Annotated in this window: 22 protein-coding genes; 18 read left to right on the top strand and 4 right to left on the bottom strand. The window is 46.7% G+C overall.

Going from position 1 to position 25363, the window contains the following annotated elements; all coding sequences use genetic code 11:
• Positions 1-249: 249 nt before the first annotated feature.
• Positions 250-882 (bottom strand): MarC family protein, encoded by a 633-nt coding sequence (locus tag GQS64_RS08075; RefSeq protein ID WP_077994569.1) that lies wholly within the window; start codon positions 880-882, stop codon positions 250-252.
• A gap of 402 nt (positions 883-1284) precedes the next feature.
• On the opposite strand from GQS64_RS08075, the gene gyrA reads away from it, so the two are divergent.
• The 13 genes from gyrA (at position 1285) to GQS64_RS08010 (ending at position 18540) form a co-directional block, all read left to right on the top strand.
• On the top strand, positions 1285-4005 hold the full coding sequence (gyrA, locus tag GQS64_RS08070) for a DNA gyrase subunit A (protein ID WP_198231349.1): 2721 nt from the start codon (positions 1285-1287) through the stop codon (positions 4003-4005).
• 41 nt (positions 4006-4046) lie between these two features.
• Positions 4047-4541 (top strand): pantetheine-phosphate adenylyltransferase, encoded by a 495-nt coding sequence (gene coaD / locus GQS64_RS08065; protein ID WP_198231223.1) that lies wholly within the window; start codon positions 4047-4049, stop codon positions 4539-4541.
• 37 nt (positions 4542-4578) lie between these two features.
• Positions 4579-5136 (top strand): peptidylprolyl isomerase, encoded by a 558-nt coding sequence (locus GQS64_RS08060; RefSeq protein WP_077994567.1) that lies wholly within the window; start codon positions 4579-4581, stop codon positions 5134-5136.
• Positions 5137-5146: 10 nt separating this feature from the next.
• Positions 5147-5659 (top strand): peptidylprolyl isomerase, encoded by a 513-nt coding sequence (locus GQS64_RS08055; RefSeq protein WP_077992460.1) that lies wholly within the window; start codon positions 5147-5149, stop codon positions 5657-5659.
• Between the two features lie 1018 nt (positions 5660-6677).
• Positions 6678-7754, top strand: coding sequence for a tRNA preQ1(34) S-adenosylmethionine ribosyltransferase-isomerase QueA (gene queA, locus GQS64_RS08050; RefSeq protein ID WP_198231222.1), 1077 nt, complete (start codon positions 6678-6680; stop codon positions 7752-7754).
• A 5-nt stretch (positions 7755-7759) separates the two neighbouring features.
• Complete coding sequence (gene tgt, locus GQS64_RS08045) at positions 7760-8887, top strand: tRNA guanosine(34) transglycosylase Tgt (RefSeq protein ID WP_198231221.1); 1128 nt, start codon at positions 7760-7762, stop codon at positions 8885-8887.
• 67 nt (positions 8888-8954) lie between these two features.
• Positions 8955-9941, top strand: a complete 987-nt coding sequence (locus GQS64_RS08040; protein ID WP_198231220.1) for an LLM class flavin-dependent oxidoreductase — start codon at positions 8955-8957, stop codon at positions 9939-9941.
• Between the two features lie 510 nt (positions 9942-10451).
• Positions 10452-11906, top strand: a complete 1455-nt coding sequence (locus tag GQS64_RS08035; protein WP_198231219.1) for a cobyric acid synthase — start codon at positions 10452-10454, stop codon at positions 11904-11906.
• 266 nt (positions 11907-12172) lie between these two features.
• Complete coding sequence (gene cobU / locus GQS64_RS08030; protein WP_198231218.1) at positions 12173-12685, top strand: bifunctional adenosylcobinamide kinase/adenosylcobinamide-phosphate guanylyltransferase; 513 nt, start codon at positions 12173-12175, stop codon at positions 12683-12685.
• 5 nt (positions 12686-12690) lie between these two features.
• Positions 12691-13758, top strand: a complete 1068-nt coding sequence (gene cobW, locus GQS64_RS08025) for a cobalamin biosynthesis protein CobW (protein ID WP_198231217.1) — start codon at positions 12691-12693, stop codon at positions 13756-13758.
• Complete coding sequence (gene cobN / locus GQS64_RS08020; RefSeq protein ID WP_198231216.1) at positions 13758-17507, top strand: cobaltochelatase subunit CobN; 3750 nt, start codon at positions 13758-13760, stop codon at positions 17505-17507. The genes cobW and cobN overlap by 1 nt, the downstream gene beginning before the upstream one ends.
• The gene (gene cobO / locus GQS64_RS08015; RefSeq protein ID WP_198231215.1) at positions 17486-18112 is read left to right on the top strand and encodes a cob(I)yrinic acid a,c-diamide adenosyltransferase; all 627 of its coding nucleotides are present in this window, start codon (positions 17486-17488) and stop codon (positions 18110-18112) included. The genes cobN and cobO overlap by 22 nt, the downstream gene beginning before the upstream one ends.
• Positions 18112-18540, top strand: a complete 429-nt coding sequence (locus GQS64_RS08010; protein ID WP_077992447.1) for an EamA family transporter — start codon at positions 18112-18114, stop codon at positions 18538-18540. Before cobO ends, GQS64_RS08010 begins: the two co-directional genes overlap by 1 nt.
• 101 nt (positions 18541-18641) lie before the next feature.
• Here the strand turns inward: GQS64_RS08010 and GQS64_RS08005 are convergent, their stop codons facing one another.
• On the bottom strand, positions 18642-19430 hold the full coding sequence (locus GQS64_RS08005) for a TSUP family transporter (protein ID WP_198231214.1): 789 nt from the start codon (positions 19428-19430) through the stop codon (positions 18642-18644).
• 159 nt (positions 19431-19589) lie between these two features.
• Between GQS64_RS08005 and GQS64_RS08000 the strand changes: the two genes are divergently transcribed.
• Genes GQS64_RS08000 through cobM form a run of 3 tightly spaced genes read left to right on the top strand, consistent with a single transcriptional unit; the run spans position 19590 to position 21193 of the window.
• Positions 19590-20027, top strand: coding sequence for a TerB family tellurite resistance protein (locus GQS64_RS08000; protein ID WP_077992443.1), 438 nt, complete (start codon positions 19590-19592; stop codon positions 20025-20027).
• 15 nt (positions 20028-20042) lie between these two features.
• The gene (locus tag GQS64_RS07995; RefSeq protein WP_198231213.1) at positions 20043-20429 is read left to right on the top strand and encodes a cobalamin biosynthesis protein; all 387 of its coding nucleotides are present in this window, start codon (positions 20043-20045) and stop codon (positions 20427-20429) included.
• Complete coding sequence (cobM, locus tag GQS64_RS07990; RefSeq protein WP_198231212.1) at positions 20426-21193, top strand: precorrin-4 C(11)-methyltransferase; 768 nt, start codon at positions 20426-20428, stop codon at positions 21191-21193. Before GQS64_RS07995 ends, cobM begins: the two co-directional genes overlap by 4 nt.
• Here cobM and GQS64_RS07985 read toward each other — a convergent pair.
• Together GQS64_RS07985 and GQS64_RS07980 are read right to left on the bottom strand one after the other, a co-directional pair.
• Positions 21126-21905, bottom strand: a complete 780-nt coding sequence (locus tag GQS64_RS07985) for a cobalt-precorrin-6A reductase (protein WP_198231211.1) — start codon at positions 21903-21905, stop codon at positions 21126-21128. The genes cobM and GQS64_RS07985 overlap by 68 nt on opposite strands.
• Positions 21892-22995 (bottom strand): cobalt-precorrin-5B (C(1))-methyltransferase, encoded by a 1104-nt coding sequence (locus tag GQS64_RS07980; protein ID WP_198231210.1) that lies wholly within the window; start codon positions 22993-22995, stop codon positions 21892-21894. The genes GQS64_RS07985 and GQS64_RS07980 overlap by 14 nt, the downstream gene beginning before the upstream one ends.
• Positions 22996-23112: 117 nt before the next feature.
• Between GQS64_RS07980 and cobA the strand changes: the two genes are divergently transcribed.
• Both cobA and GQS64_RS07970 read left to right on the top strand, forming a co-directional pair.
• Positions 23113-23934: a uroporphyrinogen-III C-methyltransferase gene (cobA, locus tag GQS64_RS07975; RefSeq protein WP_198231209.1), complete on the top strand. Its 822-nt coding sequence runs from the start codon at positions 23113-23115 to the stop codon at positions 23932-23934.
• On the top strand, positions 23931-25229 hold the full coding sequence (locus GQS64_RS07970) for a cobyrinate a,c-diamide synthase (protein ID WP_198231208.1): 1299 nt from the start codon (positions 23931-23933) through the stop codon (positions 25227-25229). Before cobA ends, GQS64_RS07970 begins: the two co-directional genes overlap by 4 nt.
• Positions 25230-25363: the final 134 nt, after the last annotated feature.

Below are 25363 nucleotides of genomic sequence, written 5' to 3'. Positions count from 1 at the left end.
CAGGGAGCTTTTATCAAGCTGCAACTTTTATTTCTAAGATTTTTTGTCATACCAAACGTAGCCCATATTTGAGTATGCAAGATTGGCTGGACAGAAGCAGGATATTCGGGAACTGTTTTGCCCGATTGTCACCCGTATTGTCCGAAGTGTTTTGAACATTTCGTCGTTTAGACGTTCCGACGATTTTTCATGAAAATTGGAGCGGCAACGCTTCATATGCACAACAATCCTGAAATGATGCGTGCCGGTTCAGGCTATGTGAAACAAAGCCAGAATGCCGTTGGCGACGAATTGAACCGCCAATGCTGCAAGAATGACACCGAAGAGGCGGGTCAGTATCGTTCTACCCGTTTCACCAAGAAGTCGGTCAATCGGGTGGGCGAGAAGCATAAAACCGTAACAGACAATCACTGAAATCAGAATAACAAAACAGGAAACGGCAGTGCCGATAAAACCCGGATTCTTGCTCGCCATCAAAATGGTGGCGGAAATAGCGCCGGGACCGGCAATCATCGGTATAGCAAGGGGAAAGGCTGCGATATTGTGAATATGATCTTTTGTTACAGCCGTTTTCACAGATTTCTGTTTTCTTGCCGAGCGTTTTTCAAAAATCATCTCGAATGCAATGGCAAATAATAGAATACCACCGGCAATCTCGAATGCACCGAGCGAAATCCCCAGCCCTTCCAATATCGACCCGCCGATAAGTGCGAAAGCGAGCAGAATAATATAGGAAATCACAGATGCAGCCATCGCGGTGGATTTGCGTTGCATATTGGTCATGTCACGCGTCAGCCCCAAGAAAATTGGCACCAATCCCACTGGATCAATCGTGACCATGAGAGTGATAAACGCGTTCAGCAACAAACCTGCATCAAACATGATTGTTACTCCTTGAGTTTTCCTGCATTCGGCAAGATAGCCGGGTTCGGGGCAGTCGGATTCCGGATGCATTATTATTTCCGGATATATTATTATTCGATGAATGCCAAAGATAGAAATAAAGTCAAAAATCGCGATTTATAAAAATTCTTCAATTGCGCTCTCATGGCACAAAATTTCCTTAAAGTCATCCACCGATTTTTCGACCGGCTTGATAACACACTGAAAAGAAAAGCCAAATCCACACATAGATGGGCAAGAGAAATTAGCTTTTCAAGCCGTTTTTCGTTATAAAGGAAGGGCTGATTCTATTAAGGAAGTTGTGTAGCCGTGAACGATCAAATTATACCACCAGATTCAGGAAATCCGAACGGTATTGAGCCGGTCAATATTGTGGAGGAAATGGAGCGCTCCTACCTCGATTACGCCATGAGCGTGATTGTATCGCGTGCGCTGCCTGATGTTCGTGATGGTATGAAGCCGGTTCATCGACGCATTCTCTATGCGATGAACCAGATGGGCCTTTCTTATAACAAGCCTTATCGTAAATCTGCCGGTGTTGTCGGCGAGGTGATGGGTAAATTCCACCCGCATGGCGATTTATCTATCTATGATGCGCTGGTGCGCATGGCGCAGGATTTTTCGCTGCGCGTTCCGCTTATTGACGGGCAGGGGAACTTCGGTTCGATTGATGGTGATCCGCCGGCAGCTATGCGTTACACCGAATGCCGTCTGGAAAAAGTTTCCGATAGTCTGCTTTTTGACATCGACAAGGAAACGGTCGATTTTCAGGATAATTATGATGGCCGCGAGCAGGAACCGATTGTTCTTCCCGCACGTTTTCCCAATCTTCTGGTGAATGGTTCGGGTGGTATTGCGGTCGGTATGGCCACCAATATTCCGCCGCACAATCTTGGTGAAATTGTTGATGGTTGTGTCGCTCTCATTGATAATCCGGCCATAACACTCGACGAAATGCTCAAGATCATACCGGGGCCGGATTTTCCGACCGGCGGGATTATTCTTGGGCGCGCCGGTATTCGTTCGGCTTATGAAACCGGACGTGGTTCGCTCATCATGCGTGCCAAGGTTGAAGTTGAAGATATTCGTAATGACCGTCAGGCCATCGTTGTTACTGAAATCCCCTATCAGGTGAATAAAGCAACAATGGTCGAAAAAATTGCCGAGCTTGTACGCGAAAAACGGATTGAAGGCATTTCGGACTTACGCGATGAATCCGATCGTGAAGGCTATCGCGTTGTGATCGAGCTGAAGCGCGATGCCGTTGCCGATGTTGTTTTGAACCAGCTTTATCGCTACACACCTTTGCAAACCTCTTTCGGCTGCAATATGGTGGCCTTGAATGGCGGCAAGCCTGAACAAATGACACTCCTTGACATGCTCAAGGCGTTTGTTCTGTTCCGTGAAGAGGTTGTTACCCGGCGTACCAAGTTTTTACTGCGCAAAGCACGTGAACGTGCCCATGTCTTGGTTGGTCTGGCAATTGCTGTTGCCAATATTGACGAAGTCATCCAGCTTATCCGTAATGCACCGGACCCGCAAACCGCGCGTGACCAGTTGATGACGCGGCGTTGGCCGGCAGCAGAAGTGCGCCATCTGATCGAACTGATTGATGACCCACGTCACATTATTCACGAAGATAACACCTATAATCTTTCGGAAGAGCAGGCGCGTGCCATTCTTGATCTGCGCTTGCAACGCCTGACAGCTTTGGGCCGTGACGAGATTGCCGATGAACTCAATAAAATTGGCGCAGAAATTACCGATTATCTTGATATTCTTGGGTCTCGTTTGCGTGTCTTGACGATTGTCAAAGACGAATTGATGGCTGTTCGCAATGAATTTGCTACACCCCGTCTCACATCATTCGGCTCCGGTGGCGCCGAAATGGATGACGAAGACCTGATTGCGCGTGAGGAAATGGTCGTCACTGTAAGCCATAGCGGCTATATCAAGCGGGTTCCGCTCAACACTTATCGGGCGCAACATCGCGGTGGTAAAGGCCGCTCCGGTATGACAACAAAAGACGAGGATTTTGTAACCCGCCTGTTTGTCGCCAATACACATGCGCCGGTTCTGTTCTTCTCTTCACGCGGCATTGTTTACAAAGAAAAAGTGTGGCGTTTGCCGGTCGGAACACCCCAATCGCGCGGCAAAGCGCTTATCAATCTTCTGCCGTTGCAGCAAGGCGAACGCATCACCACAATCATGCCTTTGCCGGAGGATGAGGAAAGCTGGAGCGAACTCGATGTGATGTTTGCGACAACGCGCGGCACTGTGCGGCGCAACAAGCTTTCCGACTTTGTGCAGGTTAACCGCAACGGCAAAATTGCGATGAAATTCGACGATGATGAAGATGAAATTCTCTCTGTCGATACATGTACAGAAAATGACGATGTGGTTCTGACCACTGCCGATGGTCAATGTATTCGTTTCGCCGTTTCCGATGTTCGTGTCTTTGCCGGTAGAAATTCCATCGGTGTGCGCGGTATCAATCTCGGTGAGGGTGATAAAGTCATCTCGATGGCTATTCTGGAGCATGTCGAAGCAACACCGGCCGAACGCTCGGCCTATCTCAAACGCGCCGTTGCCGAACGCCGTGCAGCCGGTAACGATAGCGATGATGTGACAATTACTGACGAAGAAGAAGCAACAGGCGATGCCGAGCTTAGCGACGCACGTTATAATGAACTGTCTCAACATGAACAGATGTTGTTGACGGTAAGTCAATTCGGTTATGGCAAACGTTCTTCATCCTACGAGTTCAGAATTTCCGGTCGCGGTGGCAAGGGGATAAGAGCGACTGATCCTTCAAAGACTGCCGAAATCGGTAAACTGGTTGCAGCTTTCCCTGTCGAAGAAAAAGACCAGATCATGCTTGTTTCGGATGGCGGAAAACTCATCCGTGTTCCGGTGGCAGGAATTCGTATTGCAGGCCGGTCGACAAAAGGTGTCACGATTTTCGATACAGCCGAGAACGAGAAAGTTGTTTCAGTTGAACGTATTTCTGAATCGGAAGAGGAAGACGACGATTCAAATGACAACAATACGAATGATGATAATAACGTTACAGATCAGGCAGATACGCAATCGGATGTCTGAATAATCGGACAGGTTCAGGATGGCTTAACGGGAGGTGAAAGATGAAAGTGGCAATTTTTGCTGGTTCGTTTGACCCGATTACCAATGGTCATCTTGACGTTTTGCGGGGGGCGTTTTCAGTGGCTGACAAAGTTGTTGTTGCTATTGGAATCCATCCGAGCAAAGCTCCGCTTTTTACGTTTGAAGAACGTAAGAAACTGATCGAAACCATTGCAAAGAATGTTTTGAAAGATACAGAAAAGCGTTTGGAAGTTATTTCATTCGACAATTTGCTGGTTGATAAAGCACGCGAGATCGGCGCAAATTTTATCATACGCGGTTTGCGCGATAGCACGGATTTCAACTATGAAATGCAACTTGCCGGCATGAATAGGGCGTTGGCACCCGGAATACAGACATTGTTCTTGCCGGCAGCGGATGCGGTTCGTTCAATCTCCGCAACACTCGTTCGGCAAATTGCTTTGATGAGGGGGGATGTTTCGCCCTTTGTTCCCGAAAATGTTGCATTGGCGTTAACAAAAAAATTCAAATCATAAATGGAGAAAAATCTTGGTTCGTAAACTTTTGGGCATTATGGCCGTTTTGTTTGCACTTTTTTCGCTTGCCCCCGTGGCATTTGCTGCAGGCGGAGAAAATCTTGTTTTAACATTGAAAGATGGTGATGTAACAATCCGGTTGCGTCCGGATATTGCTCCCAAACATGTCGCACAAATCGAAAAGCTCACCAAAGAAGGCGCATATGATAATGTTGTCTTCCATCGGGTTATTCCGGGCTTTATGGCGCAGACCGGCGATGTAAAATTCGGCAAAAAAGGCAGCCCCGAATTCAATATTCGGCGTGCCGGTATGGGTGGTTCACAATATCCCGACCTTGCTGCGGAATTTTCCCAAGTACCATTCAAACGTGGAACGGTCGGCATGGCACGTTCGCAAGACCCGAATTCAGCTAATTCCCAGTTCTTCATCTGTTTTGATGATGCCTCTTTCCTCAACGGCCAGTACACGGTTGTTGGTGAAGTGGTAAAAGGCATGGATGTCGTTGATAAAATCAAAAAAGGACGGGCAGATAATAACGGTTCGGTTGCTGATCCCGACGTCATTATAAAAGCGCGTATCGAAGCTACAAAATAAAGGAAAAGAAATGGCTGAAATTAAAGATCCTGAAAATACGTTGATTTTGGAAACGACAAAGGGTGATGTGGTTATAGAATTATTGCCTGACGTTGCACCCGAACACGTCAAGAGAATTAAAGAATTAGCCCGCGAAGGCGCTTATGACAATGTGGTTTTTCACCGCGTGATAGACGGCTTTATGGCACAGACCGGCGATGTCGAATTTGGCAAAAAAGGCGGCAAGAAGTTTAACGCATCACGCGCAGGCATGGGTGGATCCGATAAACCCGATCTTAAAGCCGAATTTTCCAATGTGCCACATAAGCGCGGTACTGCCTCTATGGCACGCAGTCAAAACCCGAATTCGGCAAATTCCCAGTTTTTTATCTGTTTCGAGGATGCTCCGTGGCTCAATCGTCAATATACGGTTTGGGGACAGGTCATTGAAGGCATGGAAAATGTCGACAAACTGAAAAAAGGCGAGCCTGTCAGTGATCCTGATAGCATTGTCAAAGCAACAATTGCTGCCGATAAAAAATAATTTTCAAAGCTCGACACAGTTGTTCGGCAGCTTTGATTTATAAAACTCGAAAAAGGTGTTTTGAATAAAATTCGGAGCACCTTTTGTTTTTAAAAACTCGAAATTCCGGCGGATGGCAGTTTTTGCTTTTTATAAAAATAAGGGCAAAATAATCTTCATAAACTGATTCAGTGTTTATCTTTAAAACGCTGATTTTTAACGTAAAATATTTTATTGCTATTTTTTTATATCGTTCGTCTCTCTCTTGAATAGAATATTCAGCATCGGGAATGAACGGATAACGGACACCAATAAGCTTAAATGTAAAAGTAAATTTTCACCTTGCTAAAAATCTGATTTCCATCATTTTACTTTTTTAAAATATCCGGATATTTATTCGATTTCTCGCAAGAAAACTCCAGAATGCCCCGACCGGAATATATTCGGCTTCAATACGTTTCCAGATGTTTTCCGAAAGTCCCTGCCATTCTTCATTTTAATCGGAAGTTGACGCTAATCTACCGACAGATCGTCAAACTGCCCATTCTGTGTTTTGAACGAAACACTTGATAAAAACACGATTTTTAGCCCGAAAAATCGCGTTCTATCCCCATTCCTTTTTAAAGATAATCTTTGCTGAAATGACGCATTTACTCGCCGCCGAAAACCGCTTCACATTTTTCGGAAAACGGGTTTTTAGTGGCGCATTTTTAATCCCGAAAACCGCTTCACAGTTTCCGGAAAATGGGTTTTTAGTGGCGCATTTTTGAATCCGAAAACCGCTTCACACTTTTCGGAAAATAGGTTTTTAGTGGCGCATTTTTGATTCCGAAAACCGCTCCACACTTTTCAGAAAATAGGTTTTTAGTGGCGCATTTTAATCCCGAAAACCGCTTCACACTTTTCGGAAAATGCTTTAGTAAAAAACCATTACCAAGTATCCTTGGCAAGGCCTCCTTAAAGGTTGGTCTTTTAATCTGATATAACAGTGCGACAAGCGTTATCCGCTTGTCCGATTTATGAATGTGCGTGCGCTCTTATGCAAGTTGATCTTTTTGATTTCGAGTTACCTGAAAAACAAATCGCTTTGCGACCTGCTGTGCCGCGGGAAAGTGCTCGTCTTTTACATGTCGGAAAAGGCGGGTGTCTCGAAGATTTACATGTGCGCGATTTACCCTCGCTTCTCAAAAAAGGTGATGCGCTGGTTTTTAATGATACCAAGGTTATAAAAGCCCAACTTCAGGGGGAACGGCGGCGCGGTGCAGCTATAGCCCATATTGGTGCAACACTTCATAAACGCGTAAGCCCTAATGCGTGGCTTGCTTTTGTTCGTCCGGCAAAACGTTTGAAAATTGGCGAAACAATTGTTTTCAACAAGCAGGATAGAAGTCTTGGGGATAATGACAAGCTTGTTGCTACGGTTCGTGAAAAAGGCGAAAACGGCGAAATGCTGTTGGAATTTGATAAATCGGGTGCCGAGCTTGATCGTGAAATCGCGCTTATCGGCCACATGCCCTTGCCACCCTATATTGCTTTAAAACGCGGCGAGGACAAGCGTGACGAAACCGATTACCAGACCGTTTATGCACGTGAAGAGGGAGCCGTCGCGGCGCCGACCGCCGGTCTTCATTTTACCAAGGATTTGATGCAACAGATCAAAGATCGGGGTGTTGAAGAATATTTTGTAACGCTTCATGTCGGCGCGGGCACATTTTTACCTGTCAAGGTTGACGATACAAAAGACCATAAAATGCATTCCGAAATTGGCCACATAGACCAACAAACGGCAGATGCATTAATGGCTGTAAAAAAACGCGGTAACAGGGTTATTGCTGTCGGTACAACGGCGATGCGACTTCTTGAAAGTGCTGCGGATGAAAACGGTCAACTTGATGCATGGGCAGGTTCAACCGATATTTTTATAACACCGGGTTATCATTTCCGGTTTGTCGATTGCCTGATGACCAATTTCCACTTGCCGCGCTCGACATTATTTATGCTTGTATCGGCTTTTAGCGGCCTTGATACAATGAAACACGCCTATCAACATGCTATTGAAACAGGCTATCGTTTTTATTCTTATGGCGATACAAGTTTTCTGGAACGAAAAGATTAGGAACAATGAGCGAAACCTTCACCTTCAAAAAAATTACTGAAGATGGTCACGCGCGGCGTGGCGAAATTACAATGCCGCGTGGCAAAGTCCGCACACCAGCTTTTATGCCGGTAGGCACTGCCGGTTCGGTGAAGGCAATGTATATGGAGCAGGTTGAAGAGCTTGGTGCCGATATTATACTCGGCAATACCTATCATTTGATGTTGCGCCCTGGTGCAGAACGTATTGCAAGATTGGGCGGCCTTCATGTTTTTGCACGTTGGCCGAAGCCCATTTTGACTGACTCCGGCGGTTTTCAGGTTATGTCGCTTGCAGGCCTTAGAAAATTGACAGAGAAGGGCGTGACCTTCCAATCGCATATTGATGGCGCGCGTTATGAACTGACACCGGAACGGTCGATCGAAATACAGTGTCTGCTTGATTCCGACATCCAGATGCAACTCGACCAATGCGTTGCCTTGCCTGCCTCATTCAAAGAAATGGAAAAGGCAATGGAATTGTCTTTACGCTGGGCAGAACGTTGCAAAACGGCTTTCGGAAACCAGCCGGGCAAGGCCATGTTCGGTATCGTTCAGGGTGGTGATAATGCAAGTTTGCGGGAACGCTCGGCAAATGCTTTGAAAGATCTTGATTTGAAAGGCTATTCCATTGGAGGCTTGGCGGTGGGTGAGCCGCAAAATGTGATGATGGATATGCTTGATGTGACCTGTTCGATTTTGCCGGAAGATAAACCGCGTTATTTGATGGGCGTTGGCACACCTGATGATATTTTGAAAAGTGTGGCACATGGCGTTGATATGTTCGATTGTGTCATGCCGACAAGGGCAGGCCGACATGGTTTGGCTTTCACAAGATTTGGTAAAATCAATTTGAGAAATGCAAAACATGCCGAAGACCCGCGCCCGTTAGACCCTGAATCGCCCTGTCCGGCAGCACGGGATTATAGCCGCGCTTATCTTCACCATCTCGTAAAAGCGGGTGAACCATTGGCCGGAATGGTGATTACGTGGAACAATCTCGCTTTTTATCAGCAATTGATGCAAGGCATAAGAGACGCGATCGAAGCACATCGTTATGCCGATTTCGTAGCCGAAGTCACAGAAGAGTGGAATAGGGGCGATAGAGCGGATTGATTAAAAAAGCCCCGCTTGATTGAATTTCTCTCGTTGTATTCATTTTGAGAATTCCTATATTAAAAAAATGAAAATATCTGTCCTTGATCTATGTCCCGTGCCTGAGGGAAGTTCGGTTGCTCAGGCGTTAAAAAATTCTATAGCTCTTGCCAAACATGTGGATGAGCTTGGGTTTCCTCGTATCTGGTATGCCGAACATCACAATATGACCGGCATTGCAAGTGCTGCAACGGCGGTTGTAATGGGGCAGATTCTTGCCTCGACCAATAAAATCGTTGTCGGTGCGGGCGGCGTTATGCTTCCTAACCATTCACCGCTCGTTATTGCCGAACAATTCGGCACTCTTGAAGCTCTCTATCCGAACAGGGTTGAACTCGGATTAGGTCGTGCTCCCGGTACTGACCAGATGACAGCGAGAGCCTTGAGACGTTCGCTTGATAGCAACCCGAATGATTACCCCCGCGATGTCGTCGAATTGCTTGACTATTTTAAAGATGCCGAACCTCAACAACAATTGCGGGCAGTTCCGGGGGCAGGTTTGCACGTGCCGGTCTGGATTTTGGGGTCAAGTCTTTATGGGGCGCAGCTTGCGGCAGTTCTGGGCTTGCCTTATTCGTTTGCCTCGCATTTTGCACCGGCCGAGCTTTATCGCGCACTCAAAGTTTACCGCGATAATTTCCAGCCGTCGGAATATCTTGATAAACCGGTTGCAATGGTTGCAGCCAATGTCGTTGTTGCTGAAACGGATGACGAAGCAAAGTTTCTGTTTTCTTCCCAACAACAATCCTTTGTCAATTTAAGGACGGGGCGCGCCGGTCCATTACCGAAACCGGTCATGAATTATGTTGACAATCTTCCCTTCAATCACCGTCTGGTGCTTGAACAATCTTTGTCCTGTTCTGTGGTCGGTTCATCTGAAACAGTCGAGCTGGGCCTAAAAAAACTGATAGCCGATACGAAAGCAGACGAGTTGATTGTTACCAGTCCGATATGGGATAATAAAAAACGCATGGATTCATTCACACTTCTTGCCCGCATCATCAAGAACCTTTGAAATTCGTGCAAGTCCTTTATCTAACGCATAGCAAGCGGTGATAAACATCCCACTTCAGATAAATTTGTCGGATTAATGTCACTTTTGAAGGACATCACTTGCTGTCAAGCGTTTGGCAGCTATCACGCAGTTGAAATGTCTTCGGCAACGTGGCTCGCAACAAGTCACATTTTTAAAAATGTGTGGAGGAATTTTAAAAAGTGTGGAAGCTCGATCAAGCCTTATTTCAATAGTCGCAGATAAGGGCTAAAAAACGTAAAACTGCGCAAGCGGTGGCCCGTTTACGCAGTTTTATCTTACGCATTTTCCGGACGATACTCATACACATGTCCGGAATTACACCTCTGGTACGCACTACCTGATCCAGAGAGAAACAAGTTGTTTTTGTTTCTGGAGCCTTTGTAGATGAACAATGTTAATCACGGGTTAGCGAACACTTAATGAAGTATGAAAATCGCTATTTTTTTTAAAAAAAATTGCGGTTTTTTTTATTGGTAAAGGGTGATTGATTTGACGCGTGCATTGATGTTTCAGGGCACAGGTTCGGATGTCGGCAAAACAGTTCTCGTTGCCGGCTTTTGCCGTTTGGCCTCCCGAAAAGGTATCAAGGTAATGCCGTTCAAACCGCAGAACATGTCGAACAATGCGGCGGTTGCCGATGATGGTGGCGAGATCGGGCGTGGTCAATGGCTACAAGCTTTTGCAGCAAATGAAAAACCGTCCGTTCATATGAATCCGGTTTTATTGAAACCGCAAAGTTCTACCGGTTCACAAATCATAGTGCAGGGTAAGCTTTCGGGTTTTAAAAAAGGCGCCGATTATCAAAAAATGAAGGGTGCACTTCTTGATCGGGTAATGGAATCTTTTGCCCGATTGAAGGAGAAAGCCGATTTGGTGCTGGTTGAGGGGGCCGGTTCGCCGGCAGAAATCAATTTACGCGCTTGCGATATTGCCAATATGGGATTTGCACGAAGCGCCGATGTACCGGTTGTATTGATTGGCGATATTGACCGCGGTGGTGTGATCGCTTCACTTGTCGGCACAGCAACAATTCTTGATCGCGACGACCGTGCAATGGTCTGCGGTTATCTCATTAACAAATTCCGCGGGGATTTGAGCCTTTTTGATGATGGAATCAAAGCAATCCGGAATTTTACCGGCTGGCCATGCCTCGGCGTTATTCCTTGGCTTGAAGGGGCAAGCCTTTTGCCTCCTGAAGATTCGATGGCACTTGAACATAGATCGCCGAAAAAACACGGCAAAGTAAAAATAGCTGTACCGGTTTTACCTCATATTGCCAATTTTGATGATCTCGACCCGTTAGTCCACGAAAGTGATGTTGAAATTGTCTTTGTCAGGAAGGGTGAGTGTTTTCCAACCGACAGCGATGTTATTATCCTTCCCGGTTCCAAATCGACTATAGCGGATATGATTTCTCTTCGTGAAAATAAGTGGGACGGGGAGATTATCGCACACGCCAAAAAAGGCGGCATGGTTATCGGCATTTGCGGCGGCTTTCAAATTCTTGGCCGAAAAATTTTGGATCCCGATTCTCTGGAAGGAAATGTTAGCGAAACAGAAGGGCTTGGCCTTCTTGATATGGTAACCGAAATCGGAGAACGAAAACTTACACGCAATAACAATGCTATTCATCTTTTAAGCGGACTGCCGCTCACAGGCTATGAAATCCATATGGGCAAAAGTTTCGGTCCGGATTGTCGCCATGCACCTTTAAAAATAAACAATGTCGAAGACGGTGCGGCCTCGCCCGATGGAAAAATTTGGGGAACCTATCTCCATGGCTTGTTTTCGGCAGATGCTTTCCGTCATTATTTTATTGGAAGTTTTGGCGCAAGGCCTGATAAGTCCGGACATTTTGAAAAACTTGACAATGCACTCGATAAAATTGCCGATGAACTGGAAAAGGCCGTCGACGTAAACGCGCTTTTTCGGCTTGCACGATAAAGTTTAAGCAGCTATCTCTATAAATAACCGGTTTTTTGCAAAAGAATTTGCAAAAAATAAACTGGAATTTCAGGAAGTGGAACCAATTCGGGCATTTCATTCAAGCCGGTCAGTCAAATTATTGTATTTATGAATGGGCTAGAAATCCGGTTCCGGTTTGTGTTCTCATCATTCAAGAACTCTGATTCTGTATCAAAGGCATAAATCCGGTTTTTCAGCTTTCTTTGTAAAGTGATGAATGTCTATTCCGCAAATGGAGGAGATTTTTGGCAAAAATAACATTGATTCTTGGCGGCACGCGTTCGGGAAAGTCGGTTTTTGCCGAAAATTATGTGTTGTCTGCCAATAAAGTACCGGTCTATCTCGCAACCGCAGAAATTTTCAATGAAGAGATGGGTAAACGGGTCGACGTGCATCGCTCACGCCGCGAGATGGGCTGGATCAATGTTGAAGAACCGATTGATATTATGGGCGAGATCGCAAAACATAATAGTGAACAAAAGATCGTCCTTATTGATTGTCTCAGCGTTTGGCTTGGCAATCTATTGGAGCATCACCGGAACGTTGAAACAGAAATGGTAAAGCTTGTCGATGGTCTTGCAGGACTTGAGGTAGAAACGGTTTTTGTTTCGAGCGAGGTAGGGCTTGGCATCGTGCCGGACAACAAGCTTGCGCGTGAATTTAGTGATTATGCCGGTCTCATGAACCAGAAAATTGCAACTATTGCAGAAACGGTGTTTTTTGTTGCGGCTGGTCTGCCGCTTAAATTGAAAGGCTAACTTTTATGTCGGAACAAAAATTTTTACAAAGCAAAATCCCAACCACCGTCATAACCGGATTTTTGGGTTCCGGAAAAACCACGATGATCAGGCATTTATTGGAAAACGCACAAGGCAAACGCATTGCTCTCATCATTAATGAATTTGGCGAGCTTGGCGTGGATGGCGGTTTGCTCAAAGGCTGCGGTCTTGATAATTGCCACGATGATGATCTCATTGAACTCAATAATGGATGCATCTGTTGCACGGTGGCCGAAGAATTTATTCCGACTATGACGAAACTTCTCGAACGTGAGGATAGACCCGATCATATTGTGATCGAAACATCCGGTTTGGCACTTCCCCAGCCGCTTGTTGCAGCATTCAATTGGCCTGAAATCAAAACACAGGTGACCGTTGACGGAGTGATTACCGTGATTGACGCTCCGGCTGTGGCCGAAGGCCGGTTTGCCGATGATATTGACAAAATCAATGCGGAACGTGCCGAAGATAGTTCGATTACCCATGAAAGCCCGCTTGAAGAATTGTTTGAAGACCAAATTCATGCGGCTGATCTCATCGTCCTCAACAAGGTCGATCTTATCGACGAAGACACGCTTGACGAAGTGCGCAATATCATTTCAAGCCATAGCGACAGAGTTCCCCAAATGGTCACATCGAGTTTCGGCAGTATCGGAACCGATCTTATATTGGGGCTTGGCGTCGGCACAGAGAGCGATATTGAAAACCGCAAATCCCACCACGAAATGCATCATGCAAATGGCGTTCCACATAATCACGACGAATTCAAAAGCTTTGTCGTTAACGCACCATCAATCCATGATCCCAAGGCTTTGATCGAGCGGTTGAAAACGATCATTGCAGAAAATGATATTTTGCGGCTCAAAGGCTTTGTCAATGTAGTGGGAAAACCGATGCGTCTTGTTGTTCAGGCCGTCGGTCAGCGGATTGATTCCTATTTTGATCGTCCCTGGCAAAAAAACGAAGAGCATAAAAGCCATCTTGTTGTTATCGGTCTTCACGAAATCGACGAGGAGAAGGTGCGCAAAACTATTGAAGCGCTTGATGTCTGATGCATTTGCTTCTTGCCCAGAAGGGAACCATAGCCGAACAGGACAAGGCGATTGATCTTGGACAGTCACCTGCCGACGTTATTTTTCTTTCGGCAGCAGATACCGAATTGGCAAGCCTTTCGGTTGCAAAAGCCGCGTTGAAGAAAACAACGTCTTCGCTAAGGCTTGTCAATTTGCTTTCGCTTTCACACCCCATGTCGGTCGACACCTATGTCGAAAAAACCGCGTCATATGCGAAATTGATTGTGTTGCGCGTGATAGGTGGCGAAAGTTATTGGCCTTATGGCTTGCAAGTTCTCCACTCGCTGGCACTGGAAAAGAATATCAAACTGGTAGTCTTGCCAGGTGACGATAAAATAGACGAAAATTTGCAAAAATTTTCTACTGTTGCCGAAGAGGATTGCCGCAATCTTTGGCACTATCTTATTGAAGCGAGCGCGCAAAATATGCGCTCCTTTCTTGAATATTGCGATTATTTGTTAGGCCGCCACGAAAAGCCGGTCGAGGCGATCCCCTTGATGAAGGCAGGTCTCTGGTCACCGGATGACCCGCCGTTCACTGTTGATGATCTTGTAAAACGTCACAATGCCACCCATAAACCGGTTGTAGCGATCTGTTTTTATCGTGCATTGGTGCAGAGCGGGCAAACAGCAAGCGTGGAAGCGCTCATTAACTCTCTTCAAAAACGCGGCTTAATCGCGCTGCCGATTTTTGTTTCAAGTCTCAAAGACGAATTGAGCGTTGCCATTGTCGATTCAATTTTTGACCGGCTTTCGCCCGATATTGTGTTGAATGCAACGGGCTTTGCGGTTTCAAACGGGCATACGGGACGCAAACCCACTGTCCTAGAAAAGCGCGGTGCAATGGTTTTGCAGGTGGTTTTTGCCGGAAGCAGCAAAGAGCAATGGGAAAAAGATGGGCGTGGATTGACCGCCCGTGATCTCGCCATGAATGTTGCGCTTCCGGAAGTTGATGGGCGCGTATTCACCCGCGCTGTGTCTTTCAAATCGGCAGTGGAATATGATGACGAGACAGAATGTAATGTTGTCGTCCATAAACCTTTGAACGACAGGGTCGACTTTGTTGCAGAGCTTACAAAAAACTGGGTAAGACTGCGCAACAAGAAGCCGGAAGAGCGCCATGTTGCCATTGTTATGGCCAATTATCCCGGTGGCGATGGCCGCTTGGGGCACGGTGTCGGGCTTGATACACCGGCAGCCATGATTGTGACGCTTAACGCCATGAAAAACCAAGGCTATAAAATTGAAAATATTCCGGAAAATGGCAATGAGCTCATGCGGTTGATGATTGAAGGTCCAACCAATGAAGGGGTGAAGGGAAGGGTAGTGCGGACAGCACTTTCTTTGAGTCTTTACAAGAAGTTCTTTCAATCACTTGATAAAAAGATTCAAGATGAAGTGACTGCACGTTGGGGTGCGCCGGAAGACGATGCCTATGTGGTTCAAAATGGATTGGCCTTGCCGGTTTTAATGTTGGGGGAAACGGTTGTCGGATTACAGCCGGAACGCGCATTCGGAATGGATGCAAAGCAAGTCTACCACGCACCCGATATTGTTCCCACCCATCATTACCTTGCATTCTATTTCTGGCTCCGGTTTGTTTATAAAGCCGATGCTATTATTCATATGGGTAAACATGGAAATCTTGAATGGCTTCCGGGAAAAGCTTTGGCACTCTCGAACCATTGCTATCCTGAAATTGCTCTTGGACCGATGCCGCATATCTACCCGTTTATTGTCAACGACCCCGGTGAAGGAACACAGGCAAAACGACGCTCTTCCGCCGTTATCATTGACCATCTGACCCCGCCTTTGACGCGCGCGGAAAGTTATGGCCCGTTAAAAGATCTGGAGGGGCTTGTTGATGAATATTACGAGGCGTCGGGCGTTGATCCGCGTCGTCTCGTAAAGCTCAAAGGCGAAATACTTGATCTGGTGCGGCTTACCGGTCTCAATCATGATGCCGGAATTGAAGACCATGATAGCGATGATCTGGCACTTGAGAAGCTTGATGCCTTTTTGTGTGATCTCAAAGAATTGCAAATCAGAGACGGGCTACATATTTTTGGCAAAGCGCCTTCCGGCGAACAATTGGAAAATCTCCTTGTTGCAACGGCGCGTGTCCCTCGTGGCGAGGGAGAAAACGGCAGTTTACACCGCGCTATAGCCGATGATCTCGGCCTTGCTTTCGATCCGCTTGATTGTGTTTTTTCAGAAAAATGGCAAGGTGAAAAGCCTGAAATATTGAAGGGCATGACCGACAGCCTATGGCGCACAAAAGGCGACACGGTGGAACGCATCGAGCTTCTGGCGCTGGCGCTGGTTTCCGGAAAGATCACTCTTCCTCAAAACTTCACGAAAACAGCGCCAATTCTTAAAAATATTGAAGAAACATTGCGGCCATTGATTTTAAGTTGCGGCAAGGCGGAAATTGACGGGCTTTTAACCGCTCTTGACGGGCATTTTGTCGAGCCGGGGCCATCCGGCGCCCCGACACGCGGGCGGCCGGATGTATTTCCGACAGGGCGTAACTTTTTTTCGGTCGATACAAGAGCTGTGCCCACACAATCGGCTTGGCAATTGGGTAAAAAATCGGCCGAGCTTCTCATTATCCGCTATGTTCAGGATCACGGTGATTGGCCGAAGGCCTTTGGCCTCACCGCTTGGGGAACGGCCAATATGCGCACCGGTGGTGACGATATTGCGCAGGCTCTCGCACTTATCGGCGTCAAACCTTTGTGGGATGCGGCATCCCGCCGTGTGACCGGTGTTGAAGTTATTCCGGTAGCAGTTCTTGGAAGGCCACGTGTCGACGTGACATTAAGGATTTCCGGTTTCTTCCGCGATGCATTTCCCGAACAGATAGCCTTGTTCGATCAGGCGGTGCGTCTTGTTGCCTCGCTTGACGAGGAGGAAGAAGATAACCCGCTCCATGCGCATTATTTGAAAGACGTAAAAACGCTCACAGAAACCGGAAAGAGTACAAAAGAGGCGGAAAGAGAAGCCGGTTTTCGCGTTTTCGGCGCTCGTCCGGGTGTCTATGGAACCGGCGTTCAGGAGCTTCTCGACAAGGGCGAATGGAACGACCGTAACGACCTTGGTAAAGCATGGATTGCCCATTCTTCTTTTGCTTACGGTAAGGAAGACGGGTTGGCTGCACAAAATATGCTTGAAAACCGGCTTCATCATATCAATGCCGTTGTCCAAAATCAGGATAATCGCGAACATGATCTTCTTGATTCCGGTGAATATTATGCCTTTGAAGGGGGCATGGCTTCGGCAGTTGCTGATAAGCAGGGTGCTTTTCCGAAAGTCTATCACAATGATATGTCGCGCCCCGAACGGCCGATGATAAAAACATTGCAGGAAGAAATCGGGCGGACACTCCGCGGGCGTGCTGTTAATCCGAAATGGATAGAGGGGGTTATGCGACACGGCTTTAAAGGTGCTGTCGAAATGGCTGCAACTGTCGACTATCTCTTTGCTTTTTCGGCTACAACAAATGCCGTATCCAATGAACAATTCGAGGCGATTTATAATGCCTATATCGACGATGAAACGGTGCGGAATTTTTTGATCGGGAACAATCCTGCAGCTTTAAGAGAAATGGCACATAAACTTGAACAGGCAATCCGGAGAGAATTATGGAAACCGCGCTCCAATTCTGCTTTGTTTGAACTGGAAGAACTACAGAAAGGCTCGATAACATGGACGCCAAGGAAAAGCTGACGGAAGCGGAATTGAATGCCCGTCATGCCGAAAAAATGAAAAAGAAAGAGGCCGCGCGCAAAAAAATAGAAGCCGGTAAAACCAAAGAAAAAGGCCTTCTCATTGTTCATACGGGCAAGGGCAAAGGCAAGACAACGGCCGCTTTCGGTATGGTTTTTCGTGCTCTCGGCCAGAATATGAAGGTTGGGGTGGTGCAGTTTGTCAAGGGATTAAGGCAAACCGGCGAGCGTACCGCACTTGAAAAATTTGGCGATCAGGTACGCGTTTATGCCCATGGTGAAGGCTTCACATGGGAAACGCAGGATCGTGAAAAAGACATTGCCGAAGCGCGAAAAGCATGGGACATTGCCAAAGAGATGATCCTCGATGACACCACGGATATGGTGCTTTGTGACGAGTTGAATATTGTATTACGCTATGATTATCTACCCTTGGAAGAAGTGCTTGATGTATTATCGAAGCGACCTTTCATGAAACATGTCATCATTACCGGTCGCAATGCACGAAATGAATTGATTGAGGCTGCCGATCTGGTAACAGAAATGGAATTGGTCAAACACCCGTTCCGTTCCGGCATAAAAGGACAGAAGGGGATTGAATTCTGATGACCGCTACCTGGCAGTTCTGGGCATTTCTTTCAGCAATTTTTGCGGCGTTAACCGCTATTTTCGCAAAAGTCGGTATAAGCGGTATCAATTCCGATTTTGCCACTTTGATAAGAACAATCGTTATCATTGCCGCATTATGTCTGTTTTTGAGCATCACCGGACAATGGCAACGTCCGGGAGCCATTCCGGCAAAATCATGGGTTTTCCTTGTTCTATCAGGTCTTGCCACGGGTGCTTCATGGCTTGCTTATTTCCGCGCTCTGCAATTGGGAGATGCTTCCCATGTTGCCCCGATCGACAAATTGTCGGTTATCTTTGTTGCCATTTTCGGCGTTACTTTTCTTGGTGAAAAATTGACAGCCATTAATTGGACCGGCGTCGTACTGATCGGCGCGGGCGTTATTTTGCTGGCATTAAAAATCTAGAAGAGCATAATTGTTCTGTCTTTAAAACCGGTTCGGCAGCTTTATCTAAACCGGTTTTTTAAAAGCCCTATGATGATATTCTGATGGAGAGGCTTTAAGTCTCAGAGATTCAGCCATTGCCGCAACGGATTGTCATGTGCTTGTAAGAGTTTATAGGCAAGAATAACGCATACAATGACCAATAACGGTTTTATGAGCTTGGCGCCGGTTTTCATGGCAACGCGCGCACCCATTTGCGCACCGATAAATTGGGCAATTCCCATAGCAATGCCGATTTTTACATTGATCGAGCCCATGACAGCAAAGGTCAGGAATCCACCGAGATTGGATGAAAAGTTCAACAGTTTGGTATGGGCTGTTGCTTTGAGGATTCCGAACCCTGACAGGGAAACAAAGGCAAGCATATAGAAAGAACCGGCACCCGGACCGAATATGCCGTCGTAAAAGCCGACAAGCGGCGCCATAGTCAGCGAAAAGATGATTGGCCGCATCCGCTCCTGTTTGTCAATGTCGTTGAGGTTCGGCTTGAATGCAAAATAACAGGCAACAACAATGAGCAGAACGGGCAGCAGTGCCTGAAATAATTTGACAGGTATAAGGGTCGCAACCAATGCGCCGATAATACTTCCGATAAAGGCCATGGCAGCCTGAGTGATTTGTTTCCTGATATTGACATGTCCACCACGGGCATAGGCGACCATTGCAGAAAATGAGCCGAAAAGTCCCTGCAACTTGTTTGTGCCCAATGTTTCGACGGGCGGAAGACCCGAAAGCATAAGGGCAGGGATGGTGATGAGGCCACCGCCACCGGCAATGGAATCTATAAAACCGGCAAGCAAACCGGCAAAAATCAAAATCAGAACAGTCGGGTCAGAAAGAAATTCCAGCATTGGCGAATATTACCTGAACAGAATAGAATAAGGAATAATAGAATAATTTCGATAAAGAAACGTCAAACGTTGCATTCATGCACTTGTGTTTTTTGTGCAATATTGGCAAGGTCAGCTTTTAGTTCAGCTCTTCTAACGTGGCAAGAAGCGGAGTTTCGCATGTTTGACAGCATCGCAAATTATTTTTCCCGTCATAATTCGGTTCGTAAAGTGGCCGAAAATCCGGCAACAGCGGCCGAACTTCTCTTGCTCATTCATTTGGGTTTTGCCGATGGCAAACATACACCAAGCGAAACCGCCGCTTTTTCAAAAATTGCCGAACAACAATTTGGCGTATCTCCCGATGCTTTGCCGGATGTCATCCAATATCTTTATGATTATGGCTATGAAACAACAACCGGTCAGGCTGCGGCTCTCTTTGGCGAATTGGCGCCGGATAGGCGTATTGCACTTATCGAGAATTTGATGACAATTGCCGCTGCCGATAACCATGTCGACGCTGATGAAGTTGCGCTCATCCATCGGATAGCAGCCATTCTCGGTGTTCCCTCACAAGAGGTAGAGCGGATTTATAACACCGTCAAAGAACGCGCTTGAAAGGCAAAACCGGACATGGTCGATAGAAGCTCTATGCCGGTTTTTGTGGGCATAGGCATTTCATCATCTGCCACAACGGGTGACATGGAAAAGGCTCTCGAAACTCTCGAAAAATGGAATATTGCGGCTTTTTCAACGCTTGAAGGTAAAGAATCCAACGGTCTTATTTTAAGCGCTTTGAAACGTCTTTCTGTTCCTCTCCTTACATTTTCGTCTGAAGAGTTGGAAACAATGACTTGTTTTCTAAAGAACCCTTCCGATATTGTTTTTCAACATACGGGCTGCCATGGCGTTGCGGAAGCTGCGGCTTTGGCGGCTTCCGGTAAAGGTGGTATTTTGCTCATTGAAAAGACAAAAATTGGTGGGCTTACCCTTGCTGTGGCAGGACGGAAGGAACAATGACAGTATATTTTATTGGCGCAGGTCCGGGGGCATATGATCTCATTACAGTGCGCGGGCTTAATCTCATAAAACGTTGTCCGGTCTGCCTTTATGCGGGCTCGCTTCTTTCGGAAGAATTGATTGCCGAAATTCCTCATGAAGCACGCCGTGTCAATACCGGCCATCTTGACCTTGATGCCATCGTCGAAGAGTTTGTCAAAGCGGAAAAAGAAGGAAAGGATGTTGCAAGGCTTCATTCCGGCGACCCTTCTATCTATAGTGCAATAGCCGAACAGATGGCAGCGCTCGACAAGCTTGCGATCAATTACGAGGTGATACCGGGGGTGGCTTCCTATGCGGCAGCAGCGGCAGCCATAAAGCAAGAATTGACACTTCCAAAGCTAAACCAATCGGTCATTTTGACACGGACATCGGTCAATTCTTCACCAATGCCGGAACTTGAGACATTATCAAATTTAGGACAAGCAAAAGCGACAATCGCAATTCATCTTTCGGCAAAAAATATTGCCGCCATCCAGAAAGAATTATTGCCAATTTACGGCGCCGATTGCCCCGTTATTGTTGCCTATCATGTAAGCTGGCCGGATGAAAAAATCATTTCAGGCACACTTGCCGATATTCATGAAAAGATAGCGCAAGAAAAAATAGAAAAAACCGCAATCATCTTTGTCGGGAAAGCACTTCGGCCGGAAAAGCTTAGCCGTTCGTCTCTTTATGCTTTTCCGCACGGTCCGCTTGGTAAAACTTCTGCACCAAGTCGATAACATCTTTTTCCGCACTCAAAGTGACGACATCGGGCAGGGGCTTTCTGGTTATCATAATTACCGGAAGGCCGAGTTTGCGTGCAGCCTTCAACTTTGGAAAAGAGGCAGTCCCACCGGAATTTCTGCACACGAGACAATCAAAATGATGTTTGACGAGAAAGTCATATTCTTCTTTTTCATTTTCCGGTTTACCAAGCACAATTTCTATATTGGCTTCGGGAACAAAATTTTCCGGTTTCTCGACCATACGTGCGACAAATGAAACATCTTTGCGCACCAGAAATTCTTTGACGTGCTGGCGCCCTATCGCAAGAAAGCAGCGGCTGTTCAAAGGAATGGCGGCAACGGCTTCCGCAATATTATTCACGGTCAGCCACTTGTCTTCTTTCGCAGCTTGCCAAAGCGGACGCTCGAACCGGATATAGCCGATTTTTTCCGCTCGCGCTGCCCGCCAGGCATGATCGGTCATAGTTTCAGCAAAAGGATGGGTTGCGTCAACAATAAGCCCTATGTTTTCTTTTTCGATTGTATTGATAAGCCCGTCAATGCCGCCAAACCCGCCAATGCGATACCGCCCCGCCGGAATTTTCGGATGCGATGTGCGGCCAGCGAGAGACGAAAGAACAGGATAGTTCTCTTCGGCAAATTTTTCTGCGAGAGCATAGGCTTCGCTGGTGCCACCCAATAATAAAACTGTCCTACTTTCTCGCAAGAATATTTCCCTTTCTGTCGGTCACAATGATTTCGACAGCAACCGGCGCATCCCTTAATGTTTCTTCAGCAATATGTTTTGCCTGAAGCGCAATAGGAGTGGCAATATCAATTCCTTCTTTTGTAGCAATATCAAGCACTTCTTTCGCAGTGTTCGCATTTTCGATGAAGTTCTTGAAAGATTGGTTCAAGCCGGCATTCTTTGCAACATTCCACAAAAATGCCTTGTCGACTTGGGAGCGTGAAGAATGAAGGTCCATTTCCCCTTGCGCGAGTTTTGTCAATTTTGCAAAACCGCCTGCAATTGTCAGTTTATCGATCGGGTGGTGACGCAAATATTTTAACACGGCACCGACAAAGTCTCCCATATCCAATATGGCATAATCGGGAAGATGGTAGATTGCCTGAGCCGCATCTTCCGAAGTTGCTCCGGTTGCACCAAGAACATGGCTTGCCCCTTCTGCACGGGCGACATCAATACCGCTATGAATAGAATGAATCCATGCCGAACATGAGAACGGATGAACAATACCGGTTGTGCCGAGAATGGAAATGCCGCCCAGAATGCCAAGGCGCGGATTCCATGTTTTGAGCGCGATATTTTCGCCATCCGGCACTGAAATTGTAATCACCAGATCTTGCGGAAAAGAATATTTGTCACAAATTTCCTTGCAAACCTCGCTCATCATGCGGCGCGGAACGGGGTTGATGGCCGCTTCCCCGACATCAAGCGGTAAACCCGGTCTTGTAACAGTTCCAACACCTTTTCCGGCTTTGAATATAATTCCGCTGTTTGGAGAGGCAGGAGTGACAGTTGCAATAATGGTCGCCTTGTCTGTCACATCGGGATCATCACCTGCGTCTTTGATAATTCCTGCTGTTGCCTGATTTTCTCCAAGACTTTTGAGAGATAGCGCAAATTGCGGCATTTGCCCTCTTGGTAATCTTATCTCGACGGGATCGGGAAAAGCACCGGTTATGAGAGCGGTGAGCGCTGCCTTGGTTGCAGCGGTTGCGCAGGCCCCTGTTGTCCAGCCCAAGCGAAGGGGACCTTCCGGTTTGCGTTTCAATGTGCTTTGCAGGTCTGCCATTTTGACAATATTTCTTGAAAATTAAACGTTTACAGTGGTTGGAAACTGCACAATAGATAACACATATAATGCATTGATTCTTGTTTTCTATAGATTTTACCATCAAAAGGACCCGAAATGACGGCAGATTTGCCATTCAAATTGCCACAGTTCATTGCCGGGCATGTATGGTTGGTGGGCGCAGGTCCGGGTGACCCCGGACTTCTCACACTCCATTGTGTCAATGCACTTAAACAGGCAGACCACATCCTTTATGACGCGCTGGTCGATCATTCGTGCCTCAAGCTTGCAAAACAAGGCGCAATTTTAGAATTTGCCGGTAAACGCGGTGGCAAACCCTCGCTTAAACAGCAAGAAATCACGGAACGCATGATTTGCCTTGCCAGAGAAGGCAAAAGGGTTTTGCGTTTGAAAGGCGGCGATCCTTTTGTTTTTGGCCGCGGGGGTGAAGAGGCGCTCGCTTTGATAGAAGCGCATATTCCTTTTCGTGTTTTTCCCGGAATAACAGCAGGTATAGCAGGGCCTGCCTATGCAGGTATTCCGGTTACACACCGCTCCATCAATCACAGTGTGTTGTTTTTAACCGGTCATGATGCTGATGGAACAGTGCCGAAGTCTTTTGACTGGAAAGCGATTTCCCGCGCCGCTCCGGTTCTTGTGTTTTATATGGCAATGAAACACATTGATGAAATTGCCGATGACCTTATCAAAGGGGGGCGCAAGAGTGATGAGCCGGTCATGTTTATCACTCATGCGACGACTTCCAATCAGCGGATTTATAAAACCGAACTTGGCCGTATAAAACAAACGATCAAAGAGCATGACATTGAACCGCCGACAATTGTTGTCGTTGGTAAAGTTGTTTCGCTTGCCGATAAACTCTCGCCGGACAATGTTACAGACGAATTGGAAGACGAATTGGATAACAGATCATTATGAATGGCTTTATGGTGAGCGCTGCCAATTCGGGAGCCGGTAAGACTGTTATCACTCTGGCATTGATGCGAGCCCTGAAAGAAATGGGATTAGACGTGGCCCCGCGAAAAGCAGGGCCTGACTTTATAGATCCGGCATTTCATAAAGCAGCAACAGGTGAGGATAGTTATAATCTCGATTGTTGGGCAATGCGTGACGCGCTCATAAGAAATATCAATTTTACCGACAATTCGGAAAAGAAGTTTTTTGTCGTCGAAGGCATGATGGGGCTTTTCGACGGTGCCATTAACGGCAAGGGTTCATCTGCCGAACTTGCCGGTTTATTGGATTTGCCGGTATTTTTTGTCGTTGATGTGACAAGCCAATCACATTCGGTCGCGGCACTTGTCAAAGGTTTTGCCGAATTTATGCCGGGATTGCGCTTTGCCGGAATTATCCTGAATAAAATTGGAAGTCCGCGGCATGAAGCCATGCTTCGCGCGGCCTTGCAACCGCTTGATATACCGGTGGTTGGGGCTGTTTACAGGAATAACGCGCTGACACTCCCCTCACGCCATTTAGGGCTGGTTCAGGCTTCCGAACGAACCGATCTTCATGCTTTTATCGGAAAAGCGGCAGAAATCATAAAGGAGAGCGTTGATCTTGAGGCGATGATCGCATTATCGACCTCAAATCGGGTGAAAGTTGCTCGTGCGACGATTGATTATATCCCGCCACTTGGACAGCGTATTGCGGTGAGCCGTGATGATGCTTTCCGCTTTTCTTATCCACACTTGCTTGATGGCTGGAGAAAAGCCGGTGCCGAAATCATATTCTTTTCGCCTTTGGCGAATGAAGTGCCGGATAAAGAGTGTGATAGCGTTTATTTATGTGGTGGTTATCCGGAACTTTTTGCCGGAAAACTGGCGGCAGCAGAGAAGTTCAAAAAAGCCATGATTGATATAGCAAAAGCCCGAAAAACCATTTATGGCGAATGCGGTGGTTATATGACTTTGGGGGAAACATTAGAAGATAGTAAAGGGGTTAAACACCCGATGCTTGGTCTCTTGCCACTGAATACCAGCTTCAAACAGAAGAAATTGCATTTAGGCTATCGCCGTTTGGTTTCTGAAGGGGAGTTTTTCGGAAAAACAGGCTTTCGAGGGCACGAATTCCATTATGCTTCTATTGTAGATGAAAAAGGCGGCATACCGCTTTTTAAAGCCTATGATGCGCTTGACCATTCTTTAGGGACAAGGGGAATGAGAATAAACAATGTTGCCGGTTCGTTTATCCATCTGATAGATATAGAGGGATGAAAAAATATCCTACACGCTAAAAGAAAATGCGGCGTAACTGTTTGATGTGTTTTCGAGTAAATTTACCAAAAAGCCGGTCGTTTCGGCTTTCTATCAAGAGAGCAGGCGAGGCGACGGTGGTGGAAACAAACTGC

Origin of the sequence: Bartonella sp. P0282 (assembly GCF_048452985.1) — a bacterium.
Lineage (GTDB): Bacteria > Pseudomonadota > Alphaproteobacteria > Rhizobiales > Rhizobiaceae > Bartonella > Bartonella choladocola.
This window is presented reverse-complemented; position numbering and strand designations above follow the sequence as displayed.